This window comes from Enterobacter sp. H2G27 (assembly GCF_054403075.1).
Genome location: NZ_JBSVSI010000001.1, coordinates 1,590,533 through 1,614,931 on the forward strand (window position 1 = coordinate 1,590,533; position 24,399 = coordinate 1,614,931).

At 56.4% G+C, this 24,399-nt stretch carries 22 protein-coding genes and 1 other RNA gene; 14 read left to right on the forward strand and 9 right to left on the reverse strand.

The window, feature by feature from the left end:
• The first annotated feature begins 163 nt into the window (after positions 1–163).
• Positions 164–1,564 (forward strand): MFS transporter, encoded by a 1,401-nt coding sequence (locus tag ACW9E7_RS07545; protein WP_048977420.1) that lies wholly within the window; start codon positions 164–166, stop codon positions 1,562–1,564.
• Positions 1,565–1,567: 3 nt separating this feature from the next.
• Positions 1,568–3,943, forward strand: coding sequence for a glycoside hydrolase family 3 N-terminal domain-containing protein (locus tag ACW9E7_RS07550; protein ID WP_458727504.1), 2,376 nt, complete (start codon positions 1,568–1,570; stop codon positions 3,941–3,943).
• Positions 3,944–3,948: 5 nt separating this feature from the next.
• Here the strand turns inward: ACW9E7_RS07550 and rprA are convergent.
• Positions 3,949–4,056, reverse strand: an RNA gene (rprA, locus tag ACW9E7_RS07555) — antisense sRNA RprA.
• 208 nt (positions 4,057–4,264) lie between these two features.
• On the reverse strand, positions 4,265–5,380 hold the full coding sequence (ydiK, locus tag ACW9E7_RS07560) for an AI-2E family transporter YdiK (protein ID WP_458727505.1): 1,116 nt from the start codon (positions 5,378–5,380) through the stop codon (positions 4,265–4,267).
• Positions 5,381–5,579: 199 nt separating this feature from the next.
• On the opposite strand from ydiK, the gene ydiJ reads away from it, so the two are divergent.
• The 3 genes from ydiJ to ACW9E7_RS07575 all read left to right on the forward strand — a co-directional run bounded on the left by ydiJ (position 5,580) and on the right by ACW9E7_RS07575 (position 9,323).
• Positions 5,580–8,636, forward strand: coding sequence for a D-2-hydroxyglutarate dehydrogenase YdiJ (ydiJ, locus tag ACW9E7_RS07565; RefSeq protein WP_458727506.1), 3,057 nt, complete (start codon positions 5,580–5,582; stop codon positions 8,634–8,636).
• A complete protein-coding gene (menI, locus tag ACW9E7_RS07570; protein WP_023311321.1) occupies positions 8,633–9,043 on the forward strand; it encodes a 1,4-dihydroxy-2-naphthoyl-CoA hydrolase in 411 nt (136 codons plus the stop codon). Before ydiJ ends, menI begins: the two co-directional genes overlap by 4 nt.
• A gap of 85 nt (positions 9,044–9,128) precedes the next feature.
• Positions 9,129–9,323 (forward strand): YdiH family protein, encoded by a 195-nt coding sequence (locus ACW9E7_RS07575; RefSeq protein WP_003857766.1) that lies wholly within the window; start codon positions 9,129–9,131, stop codon positions 9,321–9,323.
• Between the two features lie 88 nt (positions 9,324–9,411).
• Here the strand turns inward: ACW9E7_RS07575 and fdhF are convergent, their stop codons facing one another.
• The 4 genes from fdhF to ycgZ form a co-directional block, all read right to left on the reverse strand.
• A complete protein-coding gene (gene fdhF / locus ACW9E7_RS07580; protein WP_458727507.1) occupies positions 9,412–11,562 on the reverse strand; it encodes a formate dehydrogenase subunit alpha in 2,151 nt (716 codons plus the stop codon).
• Positions 11,563–11,753: 191 nt separating this feature from the next.
• Positions 11,754–12,032, reverse strand: coding sequence for a biofilm/acid-resistance regulator YmgB/AriR (locus ACW9E7_RS07585; RefSeq protein WP_023311323.1), 279 nt, complete (start codon positions 12,030–12,032; stop codon positions 11,754–11,756).
• Positions 12,033–12,060: 28 nt separating this feature from the next.
• On the reverse strand, positions 12,061–12,381 hold the full coding sequence (locus ACW9E7_RS07590) for a hypothetical protein (protein ID WP_045401446.1): 321 nt from the start codon (positions 12,379–12,381) through the stop codon (positions 12,061–12,063).
• A gap of 4 nt (positions 12,382–12,385) precedes the next feature.
• Positions 12,386–12,625, reverse strand: coding sequence for a regulatory protein YcgZ (gene ycgZ, locus ACW9E7_RS07595; RefSeq protein WP_023311324.1), 240 nt, complete (start codon positions 12,623–12,625; stop codon positions 12,386–12,388).
• A 337-nt stretch (positions 12,626–12,962) separates the two neighbouring features.
• Here ycgZ and ACW9E7_RS07600 point away from each other — a divergent pair, with 337 nt between their 5' ends.
• The 9 genes from ACW9E7_RS07600 (at position 12,963) to ldtE (ending at position 22,042) form a co-directional block, all read left to right on the forward strand.
• Positions 12,963–14,183 carry a diguanylate phosphodiesterase gene (locus tag ACW9E7_RS07600; RefSeq protein ID WP_023311325.1) on the forward strand — a complete coding sequence of 407 codons (1,221 nt, stop codon included), beginning with the start codon at positions 12,963–12,965 and terminating at the stop codon, positions 14,181–14,183.
• Positions 14,184–14,371: 188 nt separating this feature from the next.
• Positions 14,372–15,100: a MerR family transcriptional regulator gene (locus ACW9E7_RS07605; RefSeq protein ID WP_023311326.1), complete on the forward strand. Its 729-nt coding sequence runs from the start codon at positions 14,372–14,374 to the stop codon at positions 15,098–15,100.
• A 313-nt stretch (positions 15,101–15,413) separates the two neighbouring features.
• Positions 15,414–15,782: a Fe-S cluster assembly scaffold SufA gene (gene sufA / locus ACW9E7_RS07610; protein ID WP_008500631.1), complete on the forward strand. Its 369-nt coding sequence runs from the start codon at positions 15,414–15,416 to the stop codon at positions 15,780–15,782.
• A gap of 8 nt (positions 15,783–15,790) precedes the next feature.
• Positions 15,791–17,281 (forward strand): Fe-S cluster assembly protein SufB, encoded by a 1,491-nt coding sequence (gene sufB / locus ACW9E7_RS07615; RefSeq protein WP_023311328.1) that lies wholly within the window; start codon positions 15,791–15,793, stop codon positions 17,279–17,281.
• A 9-nt stretch (positions 17,282–17,290) separates the two neighbouring features.
• On the forward strand, positions 17,291–18,037 hold the full coding sequence (gene sufC, locus ACW9E7_RS07620; RefSeq protein WP_014831592.1) for a Fe-S cluster assembly ATPase SufC: 747 nt from the start codon (positions 17,291–17,293) through the stop codon (positions 18,035–18,037).
• On the forward strand, positions 18,012–19,283 hold the full coding sequence (gene sufD / locus ACW9E7_RS07625; RefSeq protein ID WP_458727508.1) for a Fe-S cluster assembly protein SufD: 1,272 nt from the start codon (positions 18,012–18,014) through the stop codon (positions 19,281–19,283). Before sufC ends, sufD begins: the two co-directional genes overlap by 26 nt.
• Complete coding sequence (sufS, locus tag ACW9E7_RS07630) at positions 19,280–20,500, forward strand: cysteine desulfurase SufS (protein WP_458727509.1); 1,221 nt, start codon at positions 19,280–19,282, stop codon at positions 20,498–20,500. The genes sufD and sufS overlap by 4 nt, the downstream gene beginning before the upstream one ends.
• Before the next feature lie 14 nt (positions 20,501–20,514).
• Positions 20,515–20,931 carry a cysteine desulfuration protein SufE gene (sufE, locus tag ACW9E7_RS07635; protein ID WP_458727510.1) on the forward strand — a complete coding sequence of 139 codons (417 nt, stop codon included), beginning with the start codon at positions 20,515–20,517 and terminating at the stop codon, positions 20,929–20,931.
• Positions 20,932–21,028: 97 nt separating this feature from the next.
• Entirely contained in the window at positions 21,029–22,042 is a 1,014-nt protein-coding gene (gene ldtE / locus ACW9E7_RS07640; protein WP_248173622.1) for a L,D-transpeptidase LdtE, read from the forward strand.
• A 60-nt stretch (positions 22,043–22,102) separates the two neighbouring features.
• Here ldtE and lpp read toward each other — a convergent pair whose 3' ends face one another.
• The 3 genes from lpp to ynhH all read right to left on the reverse strand — a co-directional run bounded on the left by lpp (position 22,103) and on the right by ynhH (position 24,374).
• Complete coding sequence (lpp, locus tag ACW9E7_RS07645) at positions 22,103–22,339, reverse strand: murein lipoprotein Lpp (protein ID WP_001082307.1); 237 nt, start codon at positions 22,337–22,339, stop codon at positions 22,103–22,105.
• A 309-nt stretch (positions 22,340–22,648) separates the two neighbouring features.
• Positions 22,649–24,070, reverse strand: a complete 1,422-nt coding sequence (gene pykF / locus ACW9E7_RS07650) for a pyruvate kinase PykF (protein WP_115874849.1) — start codon at positions 24,068–24,070, stop codon at positions 22,649–22,651.
• Positions 24,071–24,077: 7 nt separating this feature from the next.
• Complete coding sequence (gene ynhH, locus ACW9E7_RS07655; RefSeq protein WP_420889903.1) at positions 24,078–24,374, reverse strand: protein YnhH; 297 nt, start codon at positions 24,372–24,374, stop codon at positions 24,078–24,080.
• Positions 24,375–24,399 lie beyond the last annotated feature (25 nt).

Here is a 24,399-nt window from a genome sequence, read left to right on the forward strand (position 1 = left end):
ATCACAAATAAAGTAAAAAACTAAATATCATAATTTGCCTGTTAATTTAGACAATTGTTAGCGCGCAACGCGTTGCTAATACTTGAGCCTTACTGCGCATTTCCCTTCAGGTGATGCGCAACTGGTTGAAATACGTTTTAACCTGATAAAAAGGCAAATAACAATGACACTTTCCTCTGTATTGCGTACCAAAGATAAAATAGGTTATGGCTTAGGTGATATGGCCAGCGCGCTGGTCTGGCAAACGGCAACGTTATTTCTCGCTTATTTCTATACGGACGTTTTTGGGCTTCCCGCCGCGATTATGGGCACCATGTTTTTAGTGGTGCGCGTGGTCGATGCGTTTGTCGACCCGTGCATTGGCGCGCTGGTTGACCGCACACAGACGCGTCACGGACGTTTCCGTCCCTGGCTGCTGTGGTTTGCGATCCCGTTTGGCGTGAGCTGCCTGATCACCTTCTATGTGCCGGACGTTGGTCCAACGGCAAAAATCGTCTATGCCTGCGTGACCTACGCAATTTTAAGCCTGATTTACTCCGCGATTAACGTGCCTTACTGCGCCATGCCCGGCGCGCTGACGCTGGACCCGCGCGAGCGTCATTCTCTGCAGTCGTGGCGTTTTGGCCTGTCGTTTATCGGCGGGTTGATTGTGACGGTTATTGCCCTGCCGCTGGTCTCATTGTTAGGCCAGGGCAACGTGCAGAAAGGCTATTTCTATGCCATGAGTCTGATGGGCCTGCTGGGAATCGTTCTGTTTTTCTGCTGTTTCCTGATGACCCGAGAGCGTTATTCTCCGCGCAATGATACCTCCGGCTCCATGCTCACCGATTTAAAACTGCTGGCCGGGAACAGCCAGTGGCGTATTGTGTTCCTGTTTAATATTTTGCTGTTAACGGCGGTGGTGACGCGCGGTTCCGCCACCATGTATTACGTGAACTATGTGCTGCTGCGTCCGGATCTGGTTTTTGCCTTTATTGTTTCCGGCATGGTGGCCTCCTTAAGCGGCGCATTATTATCTGAACGACTGCTGGGGAAATTTGACCGCGTGCGCGCCTACCAGTGGACGATTATCTCCTTCGTTATCTTCGGCGCGCTGATTTTCTTCCTGCCTCCTTCACAGGTGTGGCTAATCTTTGGCCTTAACATCGTCTTTAGCTTTATTCAAAACCTTACCACGCCGCTGCAGTGGACCATGTTCTCCGATGTGGTCGACTACGAAGAGCACCGGAGCGGCCGTCGTCTGGACGGGCTGGTTTTCTCCACCGCGCTGTTTGCCATCAAGTTTGGCCTGGCGCTGGGCGGGGCGGTCGTCGGCTGGGTGCTTGGCATGGTGGATTACGCCCCGGGCCAGGCAACCCAGGCGCCAGGCGTTCTCTCGACCATCAACGCGCTGTTCACCCTTATCCCTTGCGCGCTGTTCCTCTGCATGGTCGCGCTGCTTGCCATCTACAAGCTCAACAGCCGGCTGGTTGATTCCATCGCCCGTGAGCTGGCCAGCAAACGTGAGGTCAGACCCGAAGCGGGGCAGCTCAGCCCGGCAACCCCTTCCGCACTACAGGAGTAAAACATGACAGCTATCTATAAGGACGCGGGACGTCCCGTGCACGAGCGCGTCGCCGATTTACTGGCGCGTATGACCCCGGAAGAGAAGTTCGCCCAGATGCATGCGTACTGGCTGATCCTCGATGAAAACGGCAACCACCGCGAGCGCAGCGACCTCAGCGATGAATTCGCGGGCGTGAGCGAGCAGGCAGCGCTGAGTGAACGGCTAAAGCTGGGCGTCGGGCAGATCACCCGTCCGCTCGGTACCCACATCGTTGACGCGAAAACCGGCGTGCGCGCCGCGAACCGCCTGCAGCGGATGATGATGGAAGAGACGCGTCTCGGCATTCCGGCCTTGTTCCATGAAGAGTGCCTGGTGGGGCTGCTGTGTAAAGACGCCACGCTGTTCCCGTCGTCGCTGAACTACGGTTCGACCTGGGATCCTGAACTGGTACAGCGCGCGGCGGAGCAGATCGGGAAAGAGGCGCGATCCGTCGGCTGTCAGCAGGGGCTGGCGCCGGTGCTGGACGTTTCCCGCGACGTGCGCTGGGGGCGAACCGAAGAGACCTTCGGGGAAGATCCCTGGCTGGTGGGGGTGATGGCGACCGCCTGGGTGAAAGGATTGCAGGGCGATAATCGCGACCTGCTGGCGACGCTCAAGCACTACGTGGGCCACTCGTTCAGCGAAGGGGCGCGCAACCACGCGCCGGTACACCTGGGGTTCAGCGAGCTGAATGACACCTTCCTGCTGCCGTTTGAAATGGCGGTGAAGCTGGCCAATGCCGGGTCGGTGATGCCCGCCTATCACGATATCGACAATCAGCCGGGGCACAGCGACAGCTTCCTGCTGACTACCGTCCTGCGCGAACAGTGGGGATTCGACGGGATTATTGTCGCGGACTACGGCGGCATCAGCCTGCTGCACCAGCATCACGGGATTTCCCACGATGCGGCGGAATCCGCCGCGCTGGCGTTCAACGCGGGGCTGGACGTTGAGCTGCCGAAAGACGACTGTGCGCGGCATCTGGCAGACGCCGTTGAGCGCGGGCTGATCTCTATGGCGAAAGTGGATGAGATCGTGGCGCGCGTGCTGACGGAAAAATTCCGCCTGGGCCTGTTTGAAAAGCCGTACGCGGATGAGAACGGTATCGATCTGCAAAACGACATGACCCGCCAGGTCGCGCGGGAGGTGGCGACGAAATCGCTCACGCTGCTGGAAAATAACGGTATTTTACCGCTCGGCGGTAAGCCCCGCGTGGCGGTGGTGGGGCCGACGGCAGACGATCCGCTGGCGTTACTCAGCGGCTACAGCTTCCCGGTGCATCTGATCATCAGCGATATGGTTGAAGAGACCTCGCAGGTGACGACCCCGCGCGCGGCCCTGGAACACTACCTCGGCGCGTCGCAGGTCCGCTATGCCAAAGGGTGTCACATTATCGAGAAACGGATGGCGGGTGCGCCGGTCTTCCCGGGCGACAGCGGCGGCAAACCGATGCAGCAGTCGCCGGTCTCGCAAAGTACCGCCCTGATCCCCGAGGCCGTGAACGCCGCCCAGGAGAGTGACGTGGTGGTGGCCTGCGTGGGCGATCTTGCCGGGCTGTTCCAGAGCGGCACCGTGGGGGAAGGTTCCGATACCGATTCCCTGAACCTCCCTGGCGTGCAGCAACAGCTGCTGGAAGCGCTGGTGGCGACGGGCAAACCGGTGATCGTCGTGATGACCGGCGGGCGCCCGTACAACCTTCAGGGGCTGGAGGATAAGGTCGCGGCGCTGCTGGTGGCGTGGGCGCCGGGGCAGGAAGGGGGCTGGGCGATTGCGGACGTGCTAACGGGACGCGCAGAGCCGCAGGGGCGTCTGGTGGTGAGCGTGCCGAAAAGCGCCGGGGCCATGCCGTATTACTACAATCACAAGCTCAAAAGCGGCGGCACGCCGTTTGCGTTCCACTTCGGTTCACGTTATCCGTTTGGCTTCGGCCTCGGCTGGACGACTTTTAGATGGGGCGCAGCCCGCCTCGCCGAAAGCAGCGTGCCGATCGACGGCGAGGTGACGCTGAGTGTAGATATCGCCAATACCGGGGAACGCAGCGGCAGCGAGGTGGTGCAGGTTTACGTCAGGGATAAGGTCGCCACCCAGGTACGGCCGCTTCAGGAGCTGAAGGCCTTCCAGCGCGTCACGCTCTCGCCGGGCGAATCCGCCACGCTCAGCTTTACGCTACCGGTTGAGATGTTCAACTTTACCCGCCGGGACGGGAAGCGCATCGTTGAGCCGGGCGAGTTTGAACTGCAGGTTGGCGCATCGTCGGCGGATATCCGCGAGGCGGTGACGGTCAATGTGTCCGGGGAAACGCGGGTGCTGCCAGCGGAGTGGCGGATGCTCAGTGCCTGTGAGATTAAGCGCGCGTAGTCAGGATAAAAAAAAGCCCATCGTGGGAGATGGGCAAAGACTACACACAGCAATTCGTTGTTTCACTCAGGGGATTTCCATGCTTATAAATCAAGGTGTTGATTTATAACCGTGTGCTAATAGTAGGCATGTCATCTTTGAGCGTCGATCGGATTCGTCTCAATAGTTAAAGAGACGTAAAGATTTCTTGAGGTTAAGAGCAGAATGAGTGCATGAATAGCGGGTCTGACCAGTGTGCAACGAATAAATACTTTAGCAGCGTTAAAGTATTGTGAGGGGGAATGTAGGCCGGGTGCGCGTTAGCGCCACCTGGCATAAAACTTAATGCGTGTTTTTCTCTTCCAGCTCTTCCAGTTCGCTCAGGATCACGTCCGGGTCGGTTCCCGGCGGCGGAATTTCATGCACCCAGGCGGAGAACAGACGCCATGTGACGGCGAGCAGCACCGGGCCAATAAACAGGCCGATCATGCCAAAGGCAATCAGTCCGCCAATGACTCCGGAGAGGATCAGGATCAGCGGCAGGTCTGCACCCATGCGGATGAGGATCGGACGAATGACGTTATCCATGGTGCCGACCACGCAGCTCCAGACCAGCAGCACCGTTCCCAACGTGGTATCACCCGTCCAGTAGAGCCAGATAATACTAGGGACCAGCACCAGCAGCGGTCCCAGTTGCGCAAGACAGGTCATCAGCATGACAACGGTGAATACGGTGGCGTACGGTACGCCGGAAATCGCAAGACCGATCCCGCCCAGCACCGCCTGCACCAGCGCGGTGACCACCACCCCCAGCGCAACCGCGCGCACGGCCTGTGCGGCCAGCAGTACCGCGGCGTCACCGCGTTTGCCCGCCAGGCGGGTGGCAAAGTGACGAACGCCTAAAGCCACCTGCTCGCCGCGCCAGTAGAGCAGGGCGCTGAAGAGCAGCATCAGGGTACAGTGCATCATAAAGCGGCCGATATGCGCCGCCTGACCCACAAACCAGGTGGTAGTGGTGCCAATATACGGGCGGACTTTTGCCATTAGCGCGCTGCCGCCCATCTCCAGCAGGCTATGCCAGCCGCTGTAGAGCTTGGCGCCCACCACCGGAATGCTGTTCAGCCAGGCGAGATCCGGCAGCGTCAGGTCACCGCTGCTAATGGCGCGAATAACCGGGCCACTGGAATCCACCAGGCTATTCACCAGTAGGGCGATCGGAATAATAAACAGCAAGAACAGCAGGAGCGTCATGACCAGCACGGCGAGCCCGCGGCGGCCAAACAGCAGCTTCTGCAAGCGCAGCAGCAAAGGCCACGTGGCAACGACAACGGTCGCAGCCCACGCAAAGCCGAGAATAAAGGGTTGAACAATCCACAGACACGCAATAATCATGAGGGCCAGAAACAGCACCGACAGCAAAATTTGCGCAACATCCCTGGGCTGGCGAAGATTGACCATAAATGAAACTTTCCTTAAAAGAACGCCAGTACGACTGGCGGGAACGGAAAACCGCGTCTCTTTAATCATTAATGATCTCAGCGGTTTTTAACAGGCGAATTCTGCCTGTAATTCAGCAGAGATTATAAGAAAAAAATGTGATAAAACTTTTAAGATACACGCAAACGATTTCATACAACTCTAATTAGGGTCGACAGTCATGATCCCACAGATTTCTCAGGCACCTGGCGTCGTTCAGCTGGTGCTTAATTTTTTGCAAGCACTGGAGCAACAGGGTTTTACAGGTGATACCGCCACGAACTATGCCGACAGGCTGACGATGGCGACCGATAACAGTATTTACCAGCTTCTTCCCGATGCCGTGGTTTTCCCTCGTTCCACGGCCGACGTGGCGCTTATCGCCCGGCTGGCAACGCAGGAGCGCTTTGCCTCTCTGGTCTTTACGCCGCGCGGCGGCGGCACCGGGACCAACGGTCAGGCGCTGAACCAGGGCATCATTGTTGATATGTCGCGCTATATGAACCGCATCATTGAGATCAACCCGGAAGAGGGGTGGGTGCGGGTCGAAGCGGGCGTTATCAAAGATCAGCTTAACCAGTACCTCAAGCCTTACGGCTACTTTTTTGCCCCGGAGCTTTCCACCAGTAACCGCGCGACCCTCGGCGGGATGATCAACACGGATGCCTCCGGTCAGGGCTCGCTGGTCTACGGCAAAACCTCCGATCACGTGCTGGGCGTGCGTGCCGTTCTTCTGGGCGGCGATATTCTCGATACGCAGCCGATGCCGGTCGAACTGGCGGAAACGCTGGGCAAAGATAACACCGCCAGCGGACGCATCTATCGTACCGTGCTGGAGCGCTGCCGCGACAACCGCCAGCTTATTCTCGATAAGTTCCCCAAACTGAACCGCTTCCTGACCGGGTACGACCTGCGTCACGTCTTTAACGACGACCTGACCCAGTTCGATTTAACCCGCGTGTTGACCGGTTCCGAAGGGACGCTGGCGTTTATCACCGAGGCGCGGCTGGATATCACCCGCTTGCCGAAGGTGCGTCGGCTGGTGAACGTCAAATATGACTCCTTCGACTCTGCGCTGCGCAATGCGCCGTTTATGGTGCAAGCTAAAGCGCTCTCGGTGGAAACGGTCGACTCCAAAGTGCTCAACCTGGCCCGGGAGGATATTGTCTGGCACTCCGTCAGCGATCTCATTACCGACGTGCCGGATAAAGAGATGCTCGGCCTCAATATCGTGGAGTTCGCCGGCGACGACGCGGCGCTGATTGAGAGCCAGGTCACCACGCTCTGCCAGCGGCTGGATGAGCTGATTGCGCAGGGCGAAGGCGGCGTGATCGGCTGGCAGCTCTGTAACGATCTGGCCGGGATTGAGCGTATCTATGCGATGCGTAAAAAAGCCGTGGGGCTGCTCGGCAATGCGAAAGGGGCGGCGAAGCCGATTCCTTTTGCCGAAGATACCTGCGTGCCGCCTGAGCATCTGGCGGATTATATCGTCGAGTTTCGCGCCCTGCTGGACAGCCACGGCCTAAGCTACGGCATGTTCGGCCACGTCGATGCCGGGGTACTGCACGTGCGTCCGGCGCTGGATATGTGCGATCCGCAGCAGGAGATCCTGATGAAGCAGATCTCCGACGATGTGGTGGCCTTAACCGCCAAATACGGCGGCCTGCTCTGGGGGGAGCACGGGAAAGGGTTCCGCGCGGAATACAGCCCGGCATTCTTCGGCGAACAGCTCTACGCGGAGCTGCGCAAGGTGAAAGCGGCGTTTGACCCGCATAACCGCCTCAACCCGGGCAAAATCTGCCCTCCTGAAGGCGTGGACGCGCCAATGCTGCAGGTGGATGCCGTCAAGCGCGGCACGTACGACAGACAGATCCCGATTGCGGTGCGCTCGTCCTGGCGCGGCGCGATGGAGTGCAACGGCAACGGCCTGTGCTTTAACTTTGATGTGAAAAGCCCGATGTGCCCGTCGATGAAAATCACCAGCAACCGTATCCACTCGCCGAAAGGGCGGGCGACGCTGGTGCGCGAGTGGCTGCGTCTGCTGGCCGATCGCGGGGTTGATCCGCTCAGGCTGGAGCAGCAGCTCCCGGAAAAACGGGCCAGCCTGCGCTCGCTGATTGAGCGCACCCGCAACAGCTGGCATGCCAACAAGGGCGAGTATGATTTCTCCCATGAGGTGAAAGAGGCGATGTCCGGCTGTCTGGCCTGTAAAGCCTGCTCCACCCAGTGCCCGATTAAAATCGACGTGCCGGAATTCCGCTCGCGTTTCCTGCAGCTTTACCACACCCGATACCTCCGCCCGGTGCGCGACCATCTGGTGGCGACGGTGGAAAGCTACGCGCCGCTGATGGCGCGTGCGCCAAAGACCTTTAACTTCTTTATCAACCAGCCGCTGGTGCGCAAGCTCTCCGAAAAACATATCGGTATGATCGATCTGCCGCTGCTGTCGGTGCCGTCTCTGCAGCGCCAGCTTGTCGGCCACCGTTCGGCGAACATGACCCTCGAACAGCTGGAGGCGCTCGCTCCGGAGCAAAAAGCGAAGGTGGTGCTGGTGGTGCAGGATCCGTTTACCAGCTACTACGATGCGCAGGTGGTCGCGGATTTCATCCGCCTGTCGGAAAAGCTAGGGTATCAGCCGGTGGTTCTGCCGTTCTCACCCAACGGCAAGGCGCAGCACATCAAGGGCTTCCTGACGCGCTTTGCAAAGACCGCGCAGAAAACGGCTGACTTCTTAAACCGCGTTGCGCAACTCGGGATACCAATGGTCGGCGTCGATCCGGCGCTGGTGCTTTGCTATCGCGATGAATACAGGCAGACGCTCGGCGACAAGCGCGGTGATTTCAACGTAATGCTGGTGCACGAGTGGCTGCCGGTGGCGCTGGAAGATAAGGCGGTACAGGATGTCAGCGGGGAACCATGGTATCTGTTCGGACACTGCACGGAAGTCACCGCGCTGCCGGGTGCCCCCGCGCAGTGGGCGTCCGTTTTTGCCCGCTTCGGTGCGAAGCTGGAGAGCGTCAACGTAGGCTGCTGCGGGATGGCCGGAACCTACGGACACGAAGTGAAAAACCACGCCAACTCGCTCGGCATCTATGAGCTGTCCTGGCATCAGGCGATGCAGCGTTTGCCGAGAAACCGCTGTCTGGCGACGGGCTACTCCTGCCGCAGCCAGGTAAAACGGGTAGAAGGTAACGGTGTGCGTCACCCATTGCAGGCTTTACTGGAGATAATTGGATGATCTGGAAACGTGCCGTCACGCTGCAGGCGCTGAACGCCATGGGCGAGGGGAATATGGTGGGGCTGCTGGATATCCAGTTCATCCGCATTGGCGACGATGAGATTGAGGCCACCATGCCGGTCGATAGTCGCACCCACCAACCGTTTGGTTTATTGCACGGCGGGGCCTCCGTCGTGCTGGCCGAAACGCTGGGCTCGGTGGCGGGGTATCTCTGTACCGAAGGGGAGCAGAAGGTTGTCGGACTCGAGGTGAATGCTAACCACATTCGCTCGGTGCGCAGCGGGCGCGTGCGCGGTGTATGCCGCGCGCTGCACGCCGGAAGCCGCCATCAGGTGTGGCAGATCGATATTCTCGATGAGCAGGATCGCCTGTGCTGCTCATCGCGGCTGACCACGGCGGTTGTGTAAAGTTTTCAGATGTTTTGCCTTTGGTCAAAAACTAGCCAGCCCGTTGTGATATACTGGTCAGGTTTTGTACATAAGCGAGGACATCATGGATACTGAAATAACCCCAACACAGCTGGCAATTGAATATTTACGTCGCGATAAGAGCAACCTGTCTCCGGCGCAGTACCTGAAAAAGCTGAAACAGCTTGAGCTGGAATTTACAGATTTGCTGGCGCTCTCTTCGAATGAACTGAAAGAAGAGATCTACTTTGCCTGGCGGTTGGGCGTTCACGTCCATTGAGCACATGAGAATAAAAGGGCCGCGAGTGCGGCCTTTTTTGTGTCTGAAATTCAGTATCGGGCGGCGGTGACGCCACCCGATATTTTCCTCAGACATTGACGGCGTTGATCAGCCGCGACTTCATGGACTGATATGCAGACGCTGCATAGTCCTCCGCCCAACGCTGATCCTCTATCGCCTCCAGCTGCACCGCGCAGTACTTCGTTTCCGGCGTTTTGGAGATGGGATCGAGGTTATCCTGGGTCAGCTCGTTGCAGGCGCCAATCCACCACTGATAGGTCATGTAAACGGCCCCGGCGTTGATACGCTCGCTGATGCTGGCGCGGGTAATCACTTTGCCGCGGCGTGAACGTACCCAGACCAGCTGCCCGTCAGTAATGCCCAGCTTTTCTGCATCGGCAGGGTTCATTTGCACCCGGCCCGGCTCGTCGGCCAGGCTTTGCAGCGCGGCGCAGTTCCCGGTCATGGAGCGACAGGAATAATGTCCCACCTCGCGTACCGTACACAGCACCAGCGGGAAATCTGCATCCGGGGTTTCAGCCGGCGCGCGCCACGGTGCGGCAAAGAGTTGCCCTTTACCGCTCGGGGTGTCGAACTGATTGTCTTTGTACAGGTACGGCGTGCCGGGGTGATCCAGCGTCGGGCACGGCCACTGCACGTGGCCCATCTCGCCCATTTTTTCATACGTCACGCCGTAGAAAAGCGGGCACAGCTCGCGCATCTCATCCCAGATCTGCTGGTTGGAGTCATAATGCATCGGGTAGCCCATCTCGGTGGCGAGCAGGCTGATGATTTCCCAGTCGCGCTTCACGTTGCCGCTGGCCTCGATGGCTTTGCCAAAACGCTGGAAGCCGCGATCGGCACAGGTAAAGACGCCGCCGTGCTCACCCCAGGATGTGGCCGGGAGCAGAACGTCCGCCACCTCTGCCGTTTTGGTCATAAAGATGTCCTGAACCACAACAAAGTCGAGCGCCTCAAAACCGCTGCGCACCAGGCCGAGATCGGCTTCGGTCTGAAGCGGATCCTCCCCCATGATGTAGTAGGCCTTAACCTTGCCTTCCAGCGCCAGATGGGGCACCTCGGTAATGCGCGTCCCGACCCGATCGTCCATTTTGTTGACGTCAATCCCCCAGGCATCGGCGAACTTCTGCCTGACCGCCGGATCGGTCACATCCTGATAGCCCGGGAACATATTCGGCAGAACGCCCATATCGCAGGCGCCCTGAACGTTGTTTTGTCCGCGCACCGGCCCGACGCCGACGGCGGGTCGACCCAGGTTGCCGGTCAGCAGCGCCAGGCTGGAAAGCCCTTTGACCACATCCACGGCCTGACCAAACTGGGTCACGCCCATCCCCCACATCACGGTGGCGGAAGGGGCCGCCGCGAAGGTGCGCATCGCCTGGCGAACGTCGCGGGCGGGAATGCCGGTAAGATGCTCAACCGTCTCTGGCGCATAGTCTTTCACCGTCTGGCGATAGGCCTCAAGCCCCTCGGTAAAGCGCGCCACGTAGCTTTTGTCGTAGAGCTCCTCTTCCAGCAGCACGTAGCCAAAGGCGTTTACCAGCGCCATGTTGCTGCCGTTTTTCAGCTGCAGATGCTGGTCGGCAATGCGCGCCGTTTCAATGCGCCGCGGATCGCAGACGATAATTTTTGCGCCGTTTTCACGCGCTTTCAGCACGCGCCGGGCGACGATGGGGTGGGAGTCCGCGCAGTTATAGCCAAACACCAGCAGGCATTTTGAGTTTTCAATATCGTTGATTGAGTTGCTCATCGCGCCGTTGCCGAGCGTCTCCTGTAAACCGGCCACGGAAGGGCCGTGACAGACGCGCGCACAGCAGTCCACGTTGTTGGTGTTCAGCACCGCGCGGGCAAATTTTTGCATCACATAGTTTGTTTCATTGCCGGTTCCGCGAGAGGATCCGGTGGTCATGATCGACCGCGGCCCGTGCTGCGCTTTAATGCTGCTGAGTTTGTGCGCGGTGTAGCGGATAGCCTCTTGCCAGGTAACGGGAGTGAATGCCTCGCCTTTATGGTAGCGGATCATCGGCTGGGTCAGGCGCGGGGTGAGCAGACGGGTATCGTTGAGGAAGTCCCAGCCGTAAAAGCCTTTCAGACACAGGGTACCCTGGTTTGTGATGCCTTCTGCGGCTTCGGCACGGATGATACGGTTATTTTCAACGACAAGGTTTAATTTACAGCCTGCACCGCAGTAGGGGCAGACGCTGGCGATCTTTTTCATCAATAACAGACCTGTTAAGAAATGAAGCAAAGTTGACTGGAAAACCCAGTCCCGTATGCGGAGGTAAGCAGGAAGCGTGCCAGGTTGTCTTTGCGTGTATTACAGGGAGTTATGCGGGGAGGGCACGTGTCATCGTCAAGCTGTTCGTCAGTTTTGACGATGACACGTCAGGAGGCGCAGCGAGCTGGAACTTAGAGATCGTCCATCGTGTAACCCACCACGATTTCCAGCGTCTTGCGAATCACATCCGCCTGAACCACGTCGTGAGTGGCTTCCAGCGTCTGAATGAGCCAGAGGATGATCGCCTTATTAGACAGATGCCCCTCGGAGGCCAGAACACAGCGTACTGCAGTAGAAAAAACAGCGGACTCTTCAGCAAAACGATCGCCTGCGTGACGGAAGTATTCCGACAGCGCACTGTCTAAAAACGCAGAATGATATTCGGGTTGAAGCTGAATATTTTGTCTCATTTGTTCTCACCGTAGCTGTTAATTGCAGTCAATGTATTTTCTTTGGATCGGACGGTTTTCCACTTCCAAACAACGGCACAACATTGTCCCGGTTATCGTTGAGAGGTCCCTCTCTTTTCGTTCGTCCTTGCGCGGTTCTGCGACGTGTAAAGGCGATGCTGTTTGAGCCGATCTCGGCAATCACCACCGCAAGTGTCTCCCGCCGCCGGGGATCCTTTTCATGTTCTTTCATGATCCGCAGACGCTGAAGCAATCCTTCGGTTGTTACCGGTCCCCGCTCTTTCAAAAGAGAGAGAACGGCTTCACCGATAAGCGTGTCGATCAGTTTGTCTGCGTTACTGCTCTTCATATCCTTACCGTTCGAAGAGCAGACCAAGCAGCTTGTGGTAATGCTCTTCCTCTTCCGGGCCATCGGCCTTTTCGAGGCGGCTGAGCAATTTTGTACAAAGCGATTTGCGATTCAGATTTCGCCCGTCGCTGAGAATTTCAACAACCACCTGGCCCAGCGTCTCCTGCTGGGTAGGAAGCACGGCTTTTTCGAAGTACTGTGCGATTGCTGCTGCGGAATCTGCGACGTAACCTTTCTGCTGCATGTTTCGCTCCTGTAAAATTTTGTAATCAGTAACGTTACATTTAAGGTATACATAATTTCCAAATCTGTACATTAAAAATGTACAGATTTTTAATATTTCTTCGATATATTTTATAAAGTTCTTTATATTCAGTTAGTTGTATTTGTGTGGTGGAGAGGTAATATTACAGGATATATTGTACAAAATGGTCGAGGGCTGTTAAGTTGTACAGCCAGGAAAAACGTTTCTTAAATTGCCGTAAACGGTTGAGATGTAAATTATTTGTCAGGCAATTAATGTGCTATAAATGAACCTTATCCACCTCTTTTGTGGCCAAACCCCTAACCCCAGGAATCGCATGCTCACCACCATCATTTACCGCAGTCATATCTGCGAGGACGTACCAGTGAAAGCCCTGGAAGTCATGGTTGCTGCTGCAAATAGTAAAAACCAGCAATCCAATATCACGGGGATCCTGCTGTTTAATGGCACACATTTTTTTCAGCTGCTTGAAGGGCCAGTGGAACACGTTTCTGCCATCTATGAGCAGATTTGCAACGACCCTCGCCACCACAACGTAGTGGAGCTGATGCGCGATCACGGACCTGTCCGTCGTTTTGGCAACGTGGGCATGGAGCTTTTTGATTTGCGCCACTTCGACAGGGACGAGGTGCTGCAAGAGGTGCTCAACAGGGGGACGACGCGCTATCAGCTGACGTACAACGACCGCCCGCTGCAGTTTTTCCGCACCTTTGTCGAGGCCACGGAAAAAGCGAACTATTTTGAACTGCCCCCTGCGGATTCCTGGGAATTTGTGCGCGAAGAGACGCGTCTGTCAGCGCAGCCCGAGGTGGTTGCGAAAGGGGCGGATTGCAGCTTCGCGTTCCAGCCGATAGTCGATCCGTTTATGCAGCAGGTCGTCTCCTGGGAGGCGCTTCTCCGCACGCCTGACGGCGGCGCGCCGGGAGTTTACTTCGCCAGTCTGCCGCGTGACGACGTGTATGCCTCGGATTTACAAAGCAAGCAGGTTGCGCTCTCCATGGCCAGCGCGCTGGGGCTACAGGACCAGACGTTATCCCTTAACCTGCTGCCGATGACGCTGGTCAATATTCCCAACGCCGTTGATTTCCTGCTCACCGCCATTGAAGCAAATGGGTTTGTACCCGAGCAAATTGTGGTGGAGTTTACCGAGAGCGAAGCCATTTCCCGATTTGATGAATTCACGGATTCGGTCAGGCAGTTAAAAAGCGCGGGCATCAGCGTGACGATCGATCATTTTGGTGCCGGATTTGCCGGGTTGCAGCTGCTGGCTCAGTTTCAGCCGGACAGAATTAAGATTAATCGCGATCTGGTCGCAAACGTGCACAAAAGTGGTCCCCGACAGGCCATTATCCAGGCGATTATCAAATGCTGTGCCTCGCTTGAGATCCAGTTCTGCGCGGTGGGGGTAGAGAAGGCTGAAGAGTGGATGTGGCTGGAGTCAGCGGGAATATCCCAGTTCCAGGGGCATCTTTTTGCCAGCCCGCGACACGGCGGTATTCCCGCGATTGCGTGGCCGGAGAAAAAGTTCGAATTCTGATAAAGCTGTACACAATCCGGCAGAGTTAACTGTACGAACGGCAAATTTTATACAACAATGTATTAACAGGTGGATGGAAAAGAACCCCGTTCACCGGTTCAAAATGCGGTCTTAGTTATACAAATAGTGTGTACAATCTGATAAGGTTGGTGCAGTTAGGTATGGAAGTTCTGAGCGTGAGGGAGTTAATGGCCTATTACAGTATCGGCGAAGTGGCCGAACGATGCGGTATCAACCCCGTTACGCTGCGTGCCTGGCAGCGCCGTTATGGATTGTTGAAGCCGCAGCGCAGCGAAGGGGGCCATCGTCAGTTTGACGATGAAGATATCCTGCGTATCGAAGAGATCAAACGCCTGATGAAAAGCGGCGTCTCGGTCGGAAAAGTCAAAGCCTTGCTGGAAAACAAAGAAGTATTGACTCAGGGCAACTGGGTTTCATTCCAGGAAGAGATGATGACCGTTCTGCGTTACGCCAGCCCGGCAAAGCTGCGTGCCAAAATTGGCGAGTTCCGCCGCGATCACGCGATAGACGCGCTGATTGACAATATTATTTCTCCCGTCCGTCAGCGCATGAACCAGGACCAAAATACCGTGCGTCACATGGCAAGCCTGTTAGACGGAGTTCTGATTGAATTCGCGATTGCAAGCCTGGCGGAGTCCCGCAAGAAAGCCGGTAAAGACGCACTGTTGATTGGCTGGGAATGCGATGACCGCACCCACCTGTGGCTGGAAGCCGCGCGCCTGGCGCAGAAGGGCTGGCACATTGACGTCCTGGCGGAACCCATCGATTCGCCGCGTCCTGAACTGTTCCCCGGGCAAAAAATCTTCGTCTGGACGGGGAAATCCCCAACGCCTCGCCAGCAGGAACAGCTCGACCACTGGCGTGAACAGGGATTTGCTGTCGCATTTCATCATTGAGTATTAAGAGGCCTTAAGGGCCTTTTTTGTTTTTGTCATTTTCTGTGCAAAATCTATCTCAAAAATAGGCATTTCCGATGCATATTTTACTTTTCTTCTCTTCGTTATGAATGCCGCGACGAAATGCATTATTAATCAATGCATTGAACAAATACATCCATCCTGACTGCATCCTCTCACAGGGTCTATGCTTAATAAAACCAGGTAAAAAGGGCGCTTTAGCCGAATGCCCCTGCTGACAGAGGGTTGAAGTGATAATCGTTATCACTAACATGGTGTTATGCCCTGATGGCTTATCAGATGAGGTGGACCTATGGAACTGCATTCAGAAACCTTTAATCCTGCCGATTTCGCCTGGCGCGGCTTAACGCTCACGCCAGCGGCGGCGGCACATATTCACGAGCTGGTGGCGAAAAAGCCCGAGATCCTCGGCGTGCGTTTAGGCGTCAAACAGACCGGCTGCGCAGGTTTCGGCTACGTGCTCGACACCGTCACCGAACCCGAGAAAGATGACCTGGTGTTCGAGACTGACGGCGCGAAGCTGTACGTCGCGCTGCAGGCCATGCCGTTTATTGACGGCACCGAAGTGGACTACGTCCGCGAAGGCTTAAACCAGTTATTCAAATTTCATAACCCGAAAGCCCAGAACGAATGCGGCTGTGGCGAAAGCTTTGGGGTATAGGCGGTACTATGTCTCGTAATACTGAAGCAACGAGTGATGTAAATACCTGGAGCGGTGGGCACCTCAACTATAAAGAGGGGTTCTTCACCCAGCTCCAGACAGATGAGCTGGCGAAAGGCATTAACGAAGATGTCGTGCGGGCGATCTCGGCGAAACGTAACGAGCCCGAGTGGATGCTGGAGTTTCGTCTGAGCGCATTCCGCGCCTGGCTGGAGATGGAAGAGCCGCACTGGCTGAAAGCGCATTATGACAAGCTGAACTATCAGGACTATAGCTACTACTCCGCGCCCTCATGCGGTAGCTGCGACGACACCTGCGCCTCACAGCCCGGCGCGGTGCAGCAAACCGGCGCGGAAAACAGCTTCCTCAGCAAAGAGGTTGAAGAAGCCTTTAACCAGCTGGGCGTGCCCGTGCGTGAGGGGAAAGAGGTGGCGGTGGACGCCATTTTCGACTCCGTCTCGGTGGCAACCACCTACCGCGAGAAGCTGGCAGAGCAGGGGATCATTTTCTGCTCCTTTGGCGAAGCGATTCACGATCATCCGGAACTGGTGAAAAAGTACATTGGGACCGTGGTGCCTTCAAACGATAACTTCTTTGCGGCTCTTAACGCGGCGGTGGCCTCGGACGGCACCTTTATCTATGTACCGAAAGGCGTGCGCTGTCCGATGGAGCTTTCCACCTATTTCCGCATCAATGCCGAAAAAACCGGCCAGTTCGAACGCACGATTCTGGTCGCGGATGAAGGCAGCTACGTCAGCTATATCGAAGGGTGCTCCGCCCCGGTTCGCGACAGCTACCAGCTGCACGCGGCGGTGGTGGAGGTCATCATCCATAAAGATGCCGAGGTGAAATACTCCACGGTGCAAAACTGGTTCCCGGGCGACGGCAATACCGGCGGTATCCTGAACTTCGTCACCAAGCGCGCGCTGTGCGAAGGCGAAAACAGCAAGATGTCGTGGACCCAGTCTGAAACCGGCTCGGCCATCACCTGGAAATACCCGAGCTGCATTCTGCGCGGGGATAACTCCATCGGTGAGTTTTACTCCGTGGCGCTGACCAGCGGCCACCAGCAGGCCGATACCGGCACCAAGATGATCCACATTGGTAAAAACACCAGGTCGACCATCATCTCGAAAGGGATCTCTGCCGGGCACAGCCAGAACAGCTATCGCGGGCTGGTGAAAATCATGCCGACGGCCACCAATGCGCGAAACTTTACCCAGTGTGATTCGATGCTGATCGGCGCAGACTGCGGGGCGCACACCTTCCCGTACGTTGAGTGCCGTAACAATACGGCCCAGCTTGAGCACGAGGCGACGACGTCACGCATTGGGGAAGATCAGCTCTTCTACTGCCTGCAGCGCGGGATCAGCGAAGAAGACGCCATCTCGATGATCGTTAACGGCTTCTGTAAGGATGTGTTCTCTGAACTGCCGCTGGAATTTGCCGTTGAAGCCCAGAAACTCCTCGCCATTAGTCTTGAACACAGCGTCGGTTAAGGAAAGCACATGTTAAGCATTAAAGATTTACAGGTCAGCGTAGAAGACAAAGCCATCCTGCGTGGCCTCAATTTTGACGTCAAGCCGGGTGAAGTTCACGCCATCATGGGGCCGAATGGTTCCGGGAAAAGTACGCTTTCCGCGACGCTGGCGGGCCGCGAAGATTATGAGGTAACCCATGGCTCGGTCGAGTTCAACGGCAAAGATCTGCTGGAAATGTCACCGGAAGATCGCGCGGGAGAGGGCATCTTCATGGCCTTCCAGTACCCGGTCGAAATTCCGGGCGTCAGCAACCAGTTCTTCCTGCAGACGGCGCTGAATGCGGTGCGCAAGTATCGCGGCCTGGAGGCGCTCGATCGCTTCGACTTCCAGGATTTAATGGAAGAGAAAATCAAGCTGCTGAAAATGCCGGAAGATTTGCTCACCCGCTCGGTGAACGTCGGTTTTTCCGGCGGCGAGAAAAAGCGTAATGACATTCTGCAGATGGCCGTTCTGGAGCCCGAGCTGTGCATTCTGGATGAGACCGACTCCGGTCTGGATATCGACGCCCTGAAGATTGTCGCTGACGGAGTTAACTCCCTGCGCGACGGCAAGCGTTCATTCATTATCGTCACCCACTACCAGCGCATTCTGGACTACATCAAGCCGGATTACGTCCATGTGCTTTACCAGGGGCGTATTGTGAAATCCGGAGATTTCACGCTGGTTAAACAACTGGAGGAGCAGGGTTATGGCTGGCTTACCGAACAGCAGTAATGCGCTCCAGCAGTGGCACCGGCTGTTTGAAGCCCAGGGCGGCACGCGCTCGGCGCAGGCGCAGCAGCATCTGCAGCAGATGCTGCGTCTTGGTCTGCCGACGCGTAAGCATGAGAACTGGAAATATACTCCGCTCGATGGCCTGCTAAACGCCGAGTTTGTGACTCGTCTGGCGGATCTCACCCCAGCACAGCGCGACGCGCTGGCCTTGCGTGTCGATGCCCTGCGCCTGGTGTTTGTCGACGGTCAGTTCCGTCCGGAGCTGAGCGACGCCCTTCAGGGGAGCGGATTTGAGATTGAGATAAACGACGATCGCCAGCCACTGAGCGCCCCGGTTCAGCCTGAGGTTTTCCTGCACCTGACCGAGAGCCTGGCCCGCAGTGTGACGCATATCGGCGTGAAGCGTAACCAGCGTCCGGCAAAGCCGCTGCTGCTGATGCACATCACCCAGGGGCTGGGCGGCGACGAAATCAACACCGCGCACTATCGCCATCATCTTGAGCTGGCGGAGGGGGCTGAGGCCACGGTGATTGAACATTACGTCAGCCTCAACGAGACGCGCCATTTTACCGGCTCGCGTTTGACGATGAATGTGACGGCCAATGCCCAGCTTCACCACGTCAAGCTGGCGTTTGAGAATGCGCAGAGCCACCACTTTGCCCATAACGACATTGTGCTGGGTCAGGATGCCGCAGCGTACAGCCATAGCTTCCTGCTCGGCGGGTCTGTGCTGCGTCACAATACCAGCACGCAGCTTAACGGTGAGAACACCACGCTGCGCATCAACAGCCTGGCGATGCCGGTTAAATCAGAGGTGTGCGACACGCGCACCTGGCTGGAGCACAACAAGGGCTACTGCAACAGCCGCCAGCTACATAAAACCATCGTGAGTGACAGAGGTCGCGCGGTGTTTAACGGCCTGATTAACGTGGCGCAGCACGCCATTAAAACCGACGGGCAGATGACCAACAACAATCTGCTGTTAGGGCGCCTGGCGGAGGTGGACACCAAACCGCAGCTGGAGATCTACGCCGACGACGTGAAGTGCAGCCACGGTGCGACGGTCGGGCGAATCGACGACGAACAGATGTTCTACCTGCGTTCCCGCGGTATCGACCAGCAGGCGGCGCAGAAAATGATTATCTATGCGTTTGCCGCCGAACTGACGGAAGCGCTGCACGATGGTCAGTTAAAACAGCAGGTGCTGGCGCGTATCGGTCAGCGTCTGCCTGGAGGCGAAGCATGAGTTTTCCCGTCGAGAAAGTACGGGCAGATTTCCCGGTTCTGACCCGTGAAGTGAACGGTCTTCCTCTGGCCTATCTGGACAGCGCGGCCAGCGCGCAGAAGCCGAATCAGGTGGTGGATGCCGAAGCCGAGTTTTATCGCCACGGCTATGCCGCCGTGCATCGCGGTATTCATACCCTGAGCGCCGAGGCGACCCAGCGGATGGAAAACGTGCGGACGCAGCTTGCCGCCTTCCTCAATGCACGTTCGCCGGAAGAGCTGGTCTTCGTGCGCGGAACCACCGAAGGGATCAACCTTGTCGCTAACAGCTGGGGCAACGCACAGGTCCACGCGGGGGATAACATCATCATCACCCAGATGGAGCACCACGCCAATATCGTGCCGTGGCAGATGCTCTGCGAGCGCGTGGGCGCCCAGCTGCGGGTGATCCCATTAAATGCTGACGGGACGCTTCAGCTTGAGCAGCTTGACGTCTTGCTGGATGACCGCACGCGGCTGGTGGCGGTTACCCAGGTCTCCAACGTGCTGGGGACTGAAAACCCGGTGGCAGCGATTGTCGAAAAAGCCCGTCAGGTGGGCGCAAAAGTCCTGATTGACGGCGCCCAGGCGGTGATGCACCACGCGGTTGACGTTCAGGCGCTGGACTGTGATTTCTACGTCTTTTCAGGCCACAAGCTCTATGGGCCGACCGGGATAGGCGTGCTGTATGTAAAAGAAGACATTCTGCAGGCGATGCCGCCGTGGGAAGGGGGCGGGTCGATGATCGCCACCGTCAGCCTGACGGAAGGCACGACCTACGCGCGCGCGCCGTGGCGTTTTGAAGCGGGCACGCCCAACACCGGTGGGATTATCGGTCTGGGGGCGGCGGTCTCTTACGTCTCTGCCATCGGTCTTGATGCCATTCAGGAGTATGAACGGCTGCTGATGCACTATGCGCTTGCGGAGCTTGCCAGCGTGCCGGATTTGACCCTCTACGGGCCTGTCGACCGGCAAGGGGTGATCGCGTTCAATCTCGGGAAACACCACGCCTATGACGTGGGCAGTTTCCTTGATAACTACGGCGTGGCTGTCCGCACCGGGCACCACTGCGCCATGCCGCTGATGGCGTTTTACCAGGTGCCGGCAATGTGCCGCGCGTCGCTGGTGATGTACAACACGACGGAAGAGGTCGACAGGCTGGTGGCGGGGCTTAAGCGCATTCACCAGCTGCTGGGCTAACGGAGAGGCAAACGATGGCAGAACTGCCGGACAGAGACAAATTGCTGCGCAACTTTGGGCGTTGCGCAAACTGGGAAGAGAAGTACCTTTATATCATCGAGCTGGGGCAGCGTCTGCCGCCGCTCGGTGAAGAGGCGCACAGCCCGGAAAACAGTATTCAGGGCTGTCAGAGCCAGGTGTGGATTGTGATGGAGCAGTCTGACGACGGCACGATAGAATTGCGCGGCGACAGCGATGCCGCCATTGTAAAAGGGCTTATTGCGGTCGTCTTTAGCCTTTATCAGCAGATGTCGGCGCAGGATATTGTCGCGTTCGATGTCCGCCCGTGGTTTGAAAAAATGGCCTTAACCCAACACCTCACCCCGTCCCGTTCTCAGGGACTGGAAGCGATGATTCGCGCCATCCGCGCCAAAGCTTCAATCCTTAGCTAGACTTACAGAACAGCATTCATTCTGTTTCGCGAGGTGGTTCCCGCCTCGCTGGTTTTTCAGCTTTCTGGCGTCCTGCCAGTGAATAAGGAATCTCAGCATGAAGCGCGCGTCTCTCATAACTCTATTACTCCTCAGTTCGCTCGGCGCACTTAATTCGGCCCGCGCGATGGACTATCCGTTGCCGCCCGCAGGCAGTCGCCTGATTGGGCAAAATCAAACCTACACGATACAGGAAGGGGATAATAAGCTGCAGACCATCGCCCGCCGGTTTAATACCGCGGCGCAGGTGATACTGGAAACCAACAATACCATTGCGCCGGTAAACCCTGCGCCGGGAACCGTCATTACCATTCCGTCGCAAATGCTGTTGCCGGACACGCCGCGCGAGGGGATTGTGGTGAATCTCGCAGAGCTTCGGCTCTACTACTTCCCGCCGGGAGAAAACATTGTTCAGGTCTTCCCGCTCGGCATCGGACAGCTGGGGCTGGAAACGCCGGTGACGACCACGCGGGTGAGCCAGAAGATCCCGAATCCCACCTGGACACCCACGCCGGGCATCAGAGCACGCTCTCTGGAGCAGGGCATTAAATTGCCTCCGGTGGTACCTGCCGGGCCAAACAACCCGCTGGGGCGCTTTGCACTGCGTTTAGGCGTGGGCAACGGGGAATATCTCATCCACGGCACCAGCGCGCCGGACAGCGTGGGCCTGCGGGTCAGCTCCGGTTGTATGCGGATGAACGCCCCGGATATCAAAGCGCTGTTCGAACAGGTGCGGGTTGGCACGCGGGTACAGATTATTAATGAACCCGTGAAGTTCTCCGTGGAGCCGGACGGTAAACGCTATATTGAGGTCCACCGTCCGCTGGCGCAGGTTGAGGGGGAAAATCCGCAGGTCTCGCCAATTGCCCATTCCGCGGACTTTGCGACTTTTGTTTCTCAGGCGGGAAGCGATAAGGCGCTGATTGAGAAAGCCCTGGCACGTCGTGCGGGCATCCCGGTTATCGTGTCGTCAGGGAGCGGTCCTTCAGCCAGCAATAGCGTATTGTCGGTGCAGAACAGCCGGGTGTCTGCTGCGGTAGCGGAAGATGAAGTGGAGAAGGTGACGCAGTAGCCGTTTGACTCAGGCAAAAAAAATGGCGCACAATGTGCGCCATTTTATTAACAGGTACTATTACTTACGGTATTTAGTAGCCTGGTTGTCCAGACGCTGGTTAGCGCGAGCTGCGTCGTCTTTAGCAGCCTGAACGTCGGAACGCATTGCGTTCACGTCGTTGCTCAGCTGGTCAACTTTAGCGTTCAGAGTCTGAACGTCAGAAGACAGCTGATCGATTTTAGCGTTGCTGGAGCAACCAGCCAGCAGAGTAGAACCCAGGATTACCGCGCCCAGTACCAGTTTAGTACGATTCATTATTAATACCCTCTAGATTGAGTTAATCTCCATGTAGCGTTACAAGTATTACACAAAGTTTTTTGGGTTGAGAATATTTTTTTGATGGGAATACACCTATTTTTGATCGTTCGCTCAAAGAAGCATCGAATCAGCCCTTTTCGGGCAAAAATCTAAGGAAAAAAAGGCATTTATCATCGGATTCATCTTAGATAATTCGCAATTAAATAGAAAAACCCGATTTGCATTTTGAATGCGTTTGGCTAATGCCAGGAATAAAAAAAGCGCCCGGAGGGCGCTTTTTATCCAAATTAATTCGTTCAGGAATTATTACAGCACGTGAACAGATGCGGTATTGGTAGTGCCGCTTGGTACCAGTGCGCCAGAAACCATGACCACAACGTCACCTTTCTGTGCCAGACCACGATCAACCAGCTCCAGAGCCACTTCTTTACCCAGACGGTAGAAATCATCCGTAGACGCGATCTCTTTCACCAGGTGTGGGATCACGCCTTTGCTCAGCACCAGCTGACGCGCAGTGGTTTCGTTGGTGGTCAGCGCCAGGATAGTCGCATCCGGGAAGTATTTACGCACGGCGCGAGCAGATTTACCGCCCTGGGTGGCAACCACGATCAGTGGGGCTTCCAGTTTCTCAGCCGTTTCTACCGCACCGCGGCATACCGCTTCGGTGATGCGCAGCTTGCGGCTGTCGTTGTTGTAGTCCAGACGGCTTTTCATCACGCGGTCGGTACGTTCGCAGATGGTGGCCATGATGGACACCGCTTCCAGCGGATATTTACCTTTGGCGGATTCGCCGGACAGCATAACCGCATCAGTACCGTCGAGGATGGCGTTTGCCACGTCGCCTGCTTCAGCGCGGGTAGGGCGTGGGTTTTTGATCATGGAGTCCAGCATCTGCGTTGCGGTGATAACCACTTTACGCGCGCGCACGCATTTCTCGATCATCATCTTCTGCGCGAAGATCACTTCTTCAACCGGGATTTCTACACCCAGGTCGCCACGTGCAACCATGATGCCGTCAGACGCTTCGAGGATTTCGTCGAAGTTATTCAGGCCTTCCTGGTTTTCAATTTTGGAGATGATCTGGATCTTCTCGCCGCCGTGGGCTTTCAGGTGCTCACGAATTTCAACCACGTCAGAACGCTTACGGATGAAGGATGCCGCAACAAAGTCAACGCCTTGTTCGCAACCGAAGATCAGGTCCTGTTTGTCTTTTTCAGCCAGCGCTGGCAGTGCGATAGAAACGCCCGGCAGGTTAACGCCTTTGTTTTCGCCCAGGTCGCCGTTGTTCAGTACTTTACAGATAACCTTGTTGCCTTCGATAGCGGTAACTTCCATACCGATCAGACCATCGTCTACCAGCACGGTGTTACCGACGGACAGGTCGTTGGTGAAGCCTTCATAGGTCACTGCAACGATTTCGCTGTTGCCGACAACGGATTTGTCGGTGGTGAAGGTGAAGGTCTGGCCTGCTTTCAGAGAGACGTCGTTACCGCCTTCCAGTTTGATAGTACGGATTTCTGGACCTTTGGTATCCAGCAGGATCGCGGCTTTTTTACCGGTCTTGCTCATCACGTTGCGCAAGTTCTGGATACGCTGACCGTGTTCTGCGTAGTCACCGTGGGAGAAGTTCAGACGCATCACGTTCATGCCGGCATCCAGCATTTTGCTCAGCATCTCTTCAGATTCGGTTTTCGGGCCGATAGTACAAACAATTTTCGTCTTTTTCATGACAGTCTTAGTCTTTAAGTTGGGAAGGATATGGAAATCTCGCTCCGGGGGCGCACCGCCGCGGAGTCAAACCTGTGTTGCAAAAGAGTATATGACACGCACTAAGGATAGGAGACATCAAATGAGCGTGCAGAAGAAAGTGTGCCTGAGTGACAGCCCAACGAAGGAGAGGAGAAGTTGTACGTTGTTTTTTGTATTCCAAGCGCTGAAACCATTCACCAGGGATTAGGCGCGCATTATACGCTGATTTGAAGATAAAAGGAAAATGGAAACGGTGTTTCAGAAATAATCTGTGCAGTTTCACATAATATTGTTATCAATGCGTTAAG